10 protein-coding genes are annotated in these 9,449 nt (G+C 48.8%); all 10 read left to right on the top strand.

Annotated elements, in window-relative coordinates:
* The coding region (locus VMT62_07390; protein HVN96234.1) for a hypothetical protein at nt 1-578 on the top strand (578 nt) is incomplete at its 5' end.
* 230 nt (nt 579-808) lie between these two features.
* Nucleotides 809-1,594, top strand: a complete 786-nt coding sequence (locus VMT62_07385; protein ID HVN96233.1) for a polyprenol monophosphomannose synthase — start codon at nt 809-811, stop codon at nt 1,592-1,594.
* Entirely contained in the window at nt 1,587-2,468 is an 882-nt protein-coding gene (locus tag VMT62_07380; GenBank protein HVN96232.1) for a glycosyltransferase, read from the top strand. Before VMT62_07385 ends, VMT62_07380 begins: the two co-directional genes overlap by 8 nt.
* A gap of 136 nt (nt 2,469-2,604) precedes the next feature.
* On the top strand, nt 2,605-3,609 hold the full coding sequence (locus VMT62_07375; protein HVN96231.1) for a radical SAM protein: 1,005 nt from the start codon (nt 2,605-2,607) through the stop codon (nt 3,607-3,609).
* A gap of 1 nt (nt 3,610) precedes the next feature.
* On the top strand, nt 3,611-4,579 hold the full coding sequence (locus VMT62_07370) for an NAD(P)-dependent oxidoreductase (GenBank protein ID HVN96230.1): 969 nt from the start codon (nt 3,611-3,613) through the stop codon (nt 4,577-4,579).
* A gap of 15 nt (nt 4,580-4,594) precedes the next feature.
* Nucleotides 4,595-5,419, top strand: a complete 825-nt coding sequence (locus VMT62_07365; protein HVN96229.1) for a class I SAM-dependent methyltransferase — start codon at nt 4,595-4,597, stop codon at nt 5,417-5,419.
* Nucleotides 5,420-5,519: 100 nt separating this feature from the next.
* Nucleotides 5,520-6,416: a glycosyltransferase gene (locus tag VMT62_07360; protein ID HVN96228.1), complete on the top strand. Its 897-nt coding sequence runs from the start codon at nt 5,520-5,522 to the stop codon at nt 6,414-6,416.
* Between the two features lie 20 nt (nt 6,417-6,436).
* Nucleotides 6,437-7,309, top strand: a complete 873-nt coding sequence (locus tag VMT62_07355) for a polyprenyl synthetase family protein (protein ID HVN96227.1) — start codon at nt 6,437-6,439, stop codon at nt 7,307-7,309.
* Entirely contained in the window at nt 7,306-8,331 is a 1,026-nt protein-coding gene (locus VMT62_07350) for a glycosyl hydrolase (GenBank protein ID HVN96226.1), read from the top strand. Before VMT62_07355 ends, VMT62_07350 begins: the two co-directional genes overlap by 4 nt.
* On the top strand, nt 8,315-9,391 hold the full coding sequence (locus tag VMT62_07345; GenBank protein ID HVN96225.1) for a UbiA family prenyltransferase: 1,077 nt from the start codon (nt 8,315-8,317) through the stop codon (nt 9,389-9,391). The genes VMT62_07350 and VMT62_07345 overlap by 17 nt, the downstream gene beginning before the upstream one ends.
* Nucleotides 9,392-9,449: the final 58 nt, after the last annotated feature.

Here is a 9,449-nt window from a genome sequence, read left to right as displayed (position 1 = left end):
TTAAATGGGGGCTCGTCCTGGCCTTGTTTTCTGTTCACATATTCTCCTCCTATTCATTGATTCTAGGCCCGGAATCGCGAAACGGAAGAGAGCTATACCGGGTCGCTATGATGCTCGCTGATCAGTACGAACCCAGGGCCGTGACATATTCGCAGTACAACCTTGGCATGGCCCTCTGGTATCTGACTCAAAGCGAGCAGAATTTCCTTCTCTTCACCGGACGCCCGGATGAATTCTTGACTTACAACTGTCCCCGCCTCGCACCTTGTATAAACAGGCTTAATGAGCGTTTCTGGATAAACCTTCCCCACATTCCCGGTTTCATGGCGCAACAAATCGACCATAAGAGGCTAATGAGCGGGAGAACTATTTACGTGATAGATCGTAGCGACTGGCCCACATCTATCATAAGGTTACTGTTGCCCAAAAGAGAGCTCGAAAAGAAAAAACAGATCAAACCAAGAATAGAAAGGGCCGTTGCGTATATTGAGAAATATACCGGCCTCAATGCCGAGGCCAGGAAGATTATCGATTCGCCGCTCTATCCCGTATATGCTGTGGCATTGTATGACCGGTAAGGTATTGTTTGTGTGATCGGGGCAACTCATGGACGTGACGATTCACAGGTGCGACCCGTGAAAACATTATGGGTATTGGTAGACTTACAGAGCACTTCGGCATACATGAGAAACCCTTATATCGTGACATATGTCACAATCGATTGTTGCTTTCAGATAGTAAGATAGATTGTCTCCTGTCTGAATTGAGCGTGGAGATAGCATTTCGACAGAATTAACTGGGGGATAGCATGAATACAATCATTGTGTTGCCTACGTATAATGAGGCAGAAAACCTTGAGCAGCTTATTAAGGAAATATTAGAATTACATCCCGCGTTTGGCATCATCGTGGTAGATGACAACTCCCCTGATGGCACAGGCGAAATTGCGGATGCAATCTCGGCCCGGGACTCAAGGGTCAGCGTGGTTCATAGGCCGGGTAAATTAGGCCTTGGCACTGCGTATGTAAGAGGGTTTCAGGAAGCACTTGCAAAGGGCGCCGATTTGATCTTTGAGATGGATGCCGATTTCTCCCACGATGTGAAGTATCTCAAGGACTTTGTCGATGCGGCAGACAACGCCGATCTTATTATCGGAAGCAGGTATGTAAACGGGGTCCGAGTTGAGGGTTGGCGGTTTCGAAGGCTGCTGCTCAGTAAACTGGCAAACATGTATGTCTCATATGTTTTGGTCAAGCCCATTTGGGATTTTACGGCAGGTTTCCGGTGTTACCGCAGAAAGCTCCTGGAAAGCATCGACTTCAGCAAAATCAAATCAGACGGTTATGCCTTCCAGATAGAAATGACCTATCTCGCTTTTAAACATGGGTTTACCGTGCTTGAGATCCCCATAACATTTCGGGAAAGAAAGCGCGGCGCAACCAAGATCTCGCGCGGGGTCGTATGGGAAGCCCTCTGGCTCACCTTGAGGTGCAGAGCTCCCCTGATGCAAATTTTGCGACACGGTTCATTCCTTTTCAAAGATTACCGGCACTTCGTTGAGATGAACCAATCGGGGTCCGGAAAAGATGCTTGACCTATCGATCGGGATTATGGCGTATAACGAAGAGGCCAACATCGGCCATTTGCTGGAATCCGTCATGAATCAGGAATTTGCCCATGGCCGCCTGAAGGAAATCTTTGTGGTTGCAAGCGGCTGTTCTGACGGCACAGAAGATGTTGTGAGAGGTTTCGAAAGAAAAGACAAACGCATCAAACTTCTGGTCCAGAAGGACAGGGAGGGTAAGGCCTCGGCCATCAATCTCTTCTTATCAAAGGCCACGGGCAATATCTTAATCTTAGAGAGCGGAGACACTATTCCTGAACCTGGGACGCTTGACCGGCTCACGGCGCCCTTCAGTGATGAACGTGTCGGTATGACAGGCGCACATCCGGCCCCAGTCAACAGCGCCGAGACTTTCATCGGATTTTCCGTGAACCTCATGTGGACGCTCCATCACAAAATTGCGCTCGAAACGCCCAAGCTGGGTGAGCTGGTCGCCTTTCGGGAAGTGGTCAAACAGATCCCGCGGGACACAGCCGTCGATGAGGCAAGTATAGAAGCGATAATACGCAAAGCCGGCTACGAGCTTCGCTACGTGCCTCAAGCGATCGTCCGCAACAAGGGTCCCGAAAACATAAAAGACTTGCTGAAACAAAGGAGACGTATTGCTGCCGGCCATAAGCATTTGATGCGCGAAGAGGGGTACGAGGTGAGTACCATGGACCCGAAAAACATCCTGAAAATCCTCCTTCGGCAGCATTCATGGCGCGTGAAAGACACCCTGTGGACCATCGGCGCCATAGGACTGGAGATGCTCGGCAGAGTCCTCGGATATTATGATTTCTATGTAAAGAAGAGAAACCCCTTCATCTGGGACATGGCTTCCTCCACAAAGAAACTCAATTAGACGGTAAGCCACAGGAATAAGAAACTCTTCAAGGAACTTCCCGCACCCGCTCATTCATTCTTGTATGCTGAAAGTCCTTACAAAGATACCATCCTTTTATCTCTTCAGATCCCTGGGCTCACCCCGAAAGTTACCCATGAACCTGACGCTGAGCGTGAGCTACACGTGCAACTCCCATTGCAAGACCTGCAACATCCACGAAAGGAAAGCCCGGGAGCTCTCGCTTAACGAGTGGCAAAGAGTTTTTGAGAGCCTGGGCAAAAGCCCATTCTGGATCACGATGAGCGGCGGCGAGCCCTTTCTTCGAAAAGACCTTCCGGAGTTGGTCCGTTCTCTCTACGACCGGTGCAGTCCCGCGCTCATTAATATTCCGACGAACGGTCTTCTGGCGGATAGAATCATTGAAAGTGTCAAGGAGATAGCTCTTTATTGTGAAGACGCCGAAATAGTGATTAATGTGTCGGTCGACGAGGTCCGTGAGAAGCACGATGCAATCCGCGGGGTCGCAGGCAGTTATGAAAAAGCCTTGAAGACCTTTCATGCGCTGAAAGACCTCCGCCTAAATAATCTGTCCGTAGGTATTCATACGGTGATATCACGATTTAACGTCGACCGAATTCCCGACGTATACAGTGAGCTGCGTACCCTGAATCCGGATTCTTACATTACGGAGATTGCAGAGGAACGGGAGGAATTGCGTACGATAAATTCTGCCATTACGCCCGCGTACGAATCATATGCACGTGCCGTCGACTATTTGATAGAAAAGTTGAAGCGTGACCGATTCAACAAGATCGGCCGTATAACCCGCGCTTTTCGCATCGAGTATTACGAGATGGTCAAGAAGGTTCTGTCAAAGCGCCGTCCCGTCATCCCCTGTTACGCAGGCTTTGCGTCTGCCCAGGTGGCTCCGGATGGTGATGTCTGGATGTGCTGCGTGAAAGCGGAATCGGCGGGAAACTTAAGAGAATTCGATTATGACTTCGAGAAACTCTGGTTCTCAGACAGGGCGCAACTGCTTCGTCAGGACATTCGAAAGAGAAAGTGTTACTGCCCATTGGCGAACGCCAGCTATACGAGTATGTTACACAGTATCGGCAGCCTGTCTCGCGTGGGATGGAATTACTTGAGGATGCACTGACATGGAAGGTGGTCACGTGCTCATGACGGGAGCAACAGGCTTTATCGGGTCACATATGGCGAACAGATTATTGGAAGAGAAGCTGAGCCTTGTAGCGGTGGCCGCCAAAGACAGTAACTACAAGAACGTTGAAGAGATGAGAAGTAAGGGCGTTATTCTCATAAAAGGTTCATTTTATGACAGAGAGTGCATGGATCGTATATTTGATGACTTCCCGATACGAAAGGTGATCCATGTAGCGGCTCTCCGCGGCGGAGGCAGCGGAACCGACGAAGAGTATTACGCAATAAATGTCCGGGGCACAGAGACGTTGCTTGAGCTATCTCAAAAACACAACGTGGACAAGTTCCTGTTCGTGAGCTCTGTGGGGGTGACGGGTACCATACCTTACGTCCTCCCTGGCACCACATCGCACAAGTTTAACGGGGACAACGCATATCACAGATCAAAGGTGCTGGCCGAACAAAGAGTAAACGAGTGTATCACCGAGGGGCTCAACGCATACATCATTCGGCCGACCATAACATACGGCCCGGGCGATACCGGTTTCCCGAGAACTCTGGTGGAGCTGGTAAGAAAAAGAATGCTGTTCTTGCCCGCTTACGACGTGAGGATCCATTTGTTGGATGTGGCTGCGCTTGCCGATCTCGTGGTAAAAATGGTGAAAATTGATGTGCCCCAACAAAGAACGTTCATCGCTGCCGACGAATCACCGGTCTTATTAAAGGATCTGGTAAACCAGATATATGATCACTACTATCACAGGGGATATCCCTCGTTTCTCAAGCTTCCCAGCTCGGCATACAAAGCTCTCGCCTTATGCGCACAAGCAGCGCATAACGAGAAATGGCTCACGCGATTTCTTCTCATTTCAAGAAACTGGTATTATGACATCAGCGCCACTATCCAAGCCTTTTCGTTCGTTCCGGCTCGCACGAGCGACTCCTTCGTCAAGAACATGTGCAATTGATCGAGGCCTTCCTCCTTGTTTATCACCTCCACATGGCACCAATATTTTTCTCACTATGACGAAGGGCTCGGTACCACTTACGAGCGCTTTATTTTGCACCGTTACTTTGAAAAACTCCACAGCGCATATGATATTCAAAGTGTGCTGGAGATGCCATCGTTCGGCATGACGGGGATTTCTGGCATCAATAGTATCTGGTGGGCCAAAAAGGGGGCCAGAGTGACTGTGGCAGACGCCGACAATAAGCGGATCGCCATGATCAACAAGGTCTGGCAGAACCTTGGCATCGAGGCCGATTTCATCTATCAGAAGGATAATTACTCCAGGCTTCCGTTCAAAGACCGCTCCTTTGATTTAAGCTGGAATTTTGCTTCGCTCTGGTTTGTGAAAGAACTCGAAGAATTCTTAAGAGAACTTGTAAGAGTGACCAGGCGAGCGATCTTTATCTGTGTGCCTAACAGATCAAATATTGCCTCAATAATTGCATTTGAAGCGAAAAAGCATGCCCACGTTTTCCCAAATAATATTCGACCGGACAGGATCAAAGGAATCATCCGTAATGCAGGATGGCGCTCAGTTGATCAAGGATTCTTTGATGCTCCACCGTGGCCCGATATTGCAATGAAAAAGGAAGACCTCCTGCGCAAGGCTGGTCTCGGGTTTCTCGCCACGCGACTTGAAAACAAAAGAAGTGACACCACCTGCATACTCGATTATTACGGCGGCAAGAACAAGGGCATGGAAGAGGATGTCCTCAAATATGCCTTTTTGGAACAGTTGCCGGACCTCTTCAAGCAATTCTGGGCGCATCATCGATATTTCATCTTTGCTCCTCCATAGGGTGTTTGCTGTCTGTCATCGGCTGATAAAAGCGCTGGGCGGGGACAAATGAACGGTCCTTCCCCAGTTTCCGTAGAAGCTATAAGCGATCGTTCACCACATGGTATCCGTTATCATTCCTTCCTACAATTCTGAAAAGACCATTGAGCGGTGTCTCGATTCTCTCACCGATCAGACATATCGTGACAATTATGAGCTTATACTCGTCGATAGCTCGAACGATGGGACACCACACATCGTTATGAACGATTATAAAGATCAGGTCAGTCTCATCCATTTGGATCAGAAGACGGATCCCGGGACAGCGCGTAATATAGGTCTCGACGCTGCCAAAGGAGACCTCATAGCATTTATCGATTCCGACTGCACGGCGGCGAGGGACTGGCTTGAGAGGATTACCGAGGCTCACGATTCGTCCTACAGGGTCGTAGGTGGCGCGGTGAGAAACGGTAACGATCGGGACGACCTCGTGGCGAGGGCAGGATATTTGGCGGAATTCAGGGAATTTCTACCCGAGATGCAAAGACGTGAGGTGATGCATATCCCCACATGCAACATCTCATACAAGAAAGGAGTCTTTCTCCAGTTCGGACGATTTCAGGGTAAATATTACCCTCAGGAAGACCTTGTCTACAATTATCATCTGTGGAAAGCAGGGGAAAAAATCCTTTTGGACCCTCGTATCCAGATATATCATACGCATCGCTCCGGACTTAAAGACTTCCTTAATCATCAAAATAGAATAGGTACCGTCACTTCAAGGGTGCTTAAGGAATTGCCGCTACAGGGGTCGTTTATTGCAAAGCGTCCCCTTCTTGCCGTCATTCTTTGGCCATTTTTGCTTGCGGTAAAATACGCCAAGACCGTGTCTGTTTTTCTGCGATATCAGCCCGATACCATCAGAGAACAGGTTTCCGTGTTACCGCTTCTTTTACTGGGCCTCATGTTTTGGGCGTTCGGTTTTGTCCGCGGTGCATGCAAAGAGGGGTCGCTGTGATTACACGGGAGGAGGGACACATGAAAGAGGCCTTGTTATACTTCAACGAGACCAAAGATTATTTCGAGACCAGATTGGCGCAGTACATGGCATGTGATGAACCCCTGCTCACCACCCTTGAGGAATCGATCAAATATTCATTGTATTCGGGCGGAAAAAGGATACGGCCACTTTTCGCTTTTATCGTGGGCGATATGTTCGGCGTACCCAGGGAACGGCTCGTCTCCCTGGCGTGTGCCCTCGAGATGATCCACACGGCCTCACTCATTATGGATGACCTGCCTCATATGGATAATGCAAAGGTCAGGAGGGGACGCCCGGCTAACCATGTGGTGTACGGGCAGGACGTTGCAGCACTCGCCAGCATCGGCCTTCTCACCAGGGCCTACGAAATAGTCCTCGAAGATCCAGATCTTCCTGACCACAAGAAAACGCTCGTTGTCGGAAAACTCGCCAACGTGGTCGGTATTAACGGGCTCGTGGGCGGCCAGTTTGTGGACCTCAAATTCGCCAGTGAAACCATGCAGTATCCGACTCTTGAGTACATACATAACCATAAGACTGCGGCGCTTTTTGTGGCCTCGGGCACGGCCGCTGCAATCATAGGAGATGCATCCGGAGAGCAAATAAAGGCGTTGGAGGAATACGCAAGTAATCTCGGATTCGCCTTCCAAATCCTGGACGACCTGTTGGATGCCACCGGCACGGTCGAAGAGGTTGGCAAATCTCTTCAAAAGGATAAAGGAAACTTTGTGCTCCTGTATGGTTTGGACAAATGCAGACTACTGGTTGAAGACTATACGAATCGCGCAATTGATGCGATCAAGATCTTTCAAGGCAGGAATGATAGACTGATAATTCTGGGACAGATGCTATTGAAAAGAAAATCATGAAAATCATATCAATCTTTCAGCATGGAACCAAACGAACGTTCCTCGCCGCCTTTTGGGCATTCCTTGTCGCACTGTGGGCCGTGGAGTGCCCTGCTTTCTTCGGAGCAAAATTCGAACCGCCCGACGGTAAGACATTACACTGTGCCCAGGCCGAAGTGCGACCGAAGAGCACCAAACTGATCAGCGTAGATTGGTCGGGGCTCGAAGAATACGTGGAGGCAAGCGGTAAAAGGCCGAAGCTTATCATGCATTACATTTCTTTTGATGAGCGGGCATTTGCCCTGCTCAAGCCCACTATCGCGGAAATCTCCCAAAAGAAGTTCGACTATATCCCTCAGATAGGACTCGATTTCTACATTTACGGCGAGCCCGCCGATATATTAAGGCCGGTCGATATCACGCAAAAGATCGCTCAAGGTGCCTATGACGATCATATTCATGTGCTTGCCGAAATGTTTAAGAACATGGGCACACCCGCATTCATACGTCCCGGTTATGAATTCGGCGGCAGCGGACACGGAAGGTTCGCTTCTAAAACTTACTGGGCGCAGGCATGGCGCAGGATATACGACATCTTTCAGCAGGACGATGCAAAAAATGTGGCTTTTGTCTGGAATACTCTCGATGCCGCAGACTTCATAGACTATTACCCCGGGGATGATTGCGTGGATTGGTGGGGCATAAACGTCTTCATCAATCATGCAGATCGGGATACCTTTATCAATGACTTTATCCGTGAAGCCAAGGCGCATAAAAAGCCGGTAATGATAGCCGAATCCACACCCCGGTATGTGGGCTCTGTAGGAGGACGAGAGGCCTGGGTGAACTGGTATCAACCGTATTTCAATCTCATTTACAGGTATCCCCATGTTAAGGCGTTCTGTTACATAAATGCTTCATGGGAGGGCTACCCGGATCAAAGCTTTGCCTCCGATTGCCGCATCCAAAACAATCAGATCGTTTTGGAAAGATATCGGACAGTTCTGTCCGACAAGAATTTCATCCATGCTGAAGAGAAATAGGCTGATATCGGGCTTCATCCAATTCGCAAACCGTTACTTCGGGTGGCGAGGGTGGGCAGTCCTTACCTATAATTCCGTTATAGAAAACGTCTTTCTCTTTTTCTACATAGCCTTGCAGAAAAAACTTTCGGGAAAATGGTTCCTTTTTTATTTCTTCACATTCTTTCTGTTCAGCGCGGCTTCCACGACGTATGGCTATCTCGTAAATGATTTTGCCGATAAAGAGTTGGACCTGTTTCACGGGAAAGATAATACTTTCGTGTCAGACTCGAAAACAAAAGCAGCCTTCGTCGTCCTTCTGTCCCTGTTCTTGAGCATAGTGTTTGGTATGTTCTTTGTGCGAGAAAACTTCTTTCTCGGTCTGTGGATATGTTGGGCTCTGGTTGCCACCTTCTATTCGCTCAAACCTATCCGATTGAAAGAGAAAGGCAAGATTGGACTATTCTGTGTGGTAATAGCCCAAAGGGTCCTCCCAACGCTTCTCATATTTGCGGCATTCCAATATTTTCGTCCGCCGGACGTAATCCTTTTCACGATATACATATTCTTTAGAGGGCTTTCCTCGGATCTTAATCACCAGTTGGAAGATTATGAAAAAGATGCAGACACTGGAACAGGCACGTACACCGTTCAAGCCGGATTTCAGAAGGCCAGAAAGTTTTTCCGTTTTTCCCTGGAAGCCGAGAAGGCCCTGCTCTTCATATGCCTTATCAATATGTGCGTACAGACAGGATCTCTTAAATCGAATCCCGCCTCATTTCTCTTCCCTCTCTTCGCTGTCTATGTTGTGCTCTATGGGCTCAGTTGGTGGCAAATCGTACGGCACAAAGGCAATGTGGACGTGAACCCATATGTTCGCGGCTCAAGAAATGTGTTCCACTTCATTCACCATACGTTCCCGTCCGTGCTTCTGCCTCTTTACCTGCTTGTGTTGCTGGCCTTAAGAGATTGGACGTTCGCCGTACCTCTATTGTTTCTCGCGGTCTATCGCAAACTATACTCAATAGAGCTGATTCAAAAGAGTCTCTCCTCTTTACGAATACAACCCAAAACCCCCTGAAGGCTGAACACCGGCCTTAAAAGCATTCCCTATGCATGAATACAAAATTACCGTTTTT

The sequence above is a fragment of the Syntrophorhabdaceae bacterium genome (genome assembly GCA_035541755.1).
GTDB lineage: Bacteria > Desulfobacterota > Syntrophorhabdia > Syntrophorhabdales > Syntrophorhabdaceae > PNOF01.
Note: the sequence above shows the minus strand (reverse complement) of the source record. Positions and strands in the feature narration are given on the sequence as shown.

Coding starts and splice junctions, on each gene's coding strand:
- VMT62_07385 (HVN96233.1), top strand. CDS start 809: ATGAATACAATCATTGTGTTGCCTACGTATAATGAGGCAGAAAACCTT.
- VMT62_07380 (HVN96232.1), top strand. CDS start 1,587: ATGCTTGACCTATCGATCGGGATTATGGCGTATAACGAAGAGGCCAAC.
- VMT62_07375 (HVN96231.1), top strand. CDS start 2,605: ATGAACCTGACGCTGAGCGTGAGCTACACGTGCAACTCCCATTGCAAG.
- VMT62_07370 (HVN96230.1), top strand. CDS start 3,611: ATGGAAGGTGGTCACGTGCTCATGACGGGAGCAACAGGCTTTATCGGG.
- VMT62_07360 (HVN96228.1), top strand. CDS start 5,520: ATGGTATCCGTTATCATTCCTTCCTACAATTCTGAAAAGACCATTGAG.
- VMT62_07355 (HVN96227.1), top strand. CDS start 6,437: ATGAAAGAGGCCTTGTTATACTTCAACGAGACCAAAGATTATTTCGAG.
- VMT62_07350 (HVN96226.1), top strand. CDS start 7,306: ATGAAAATCATATCAATCTTTCAGCATGGAACCAAACGAACGTTCCTC.
- VMT62_07345 (HVN96225.1), top strand. CDS start 8,315: ATGCTGAAGAGAAATAGGCTGATATCGGGCTTCATCCAATTCGCAAAC.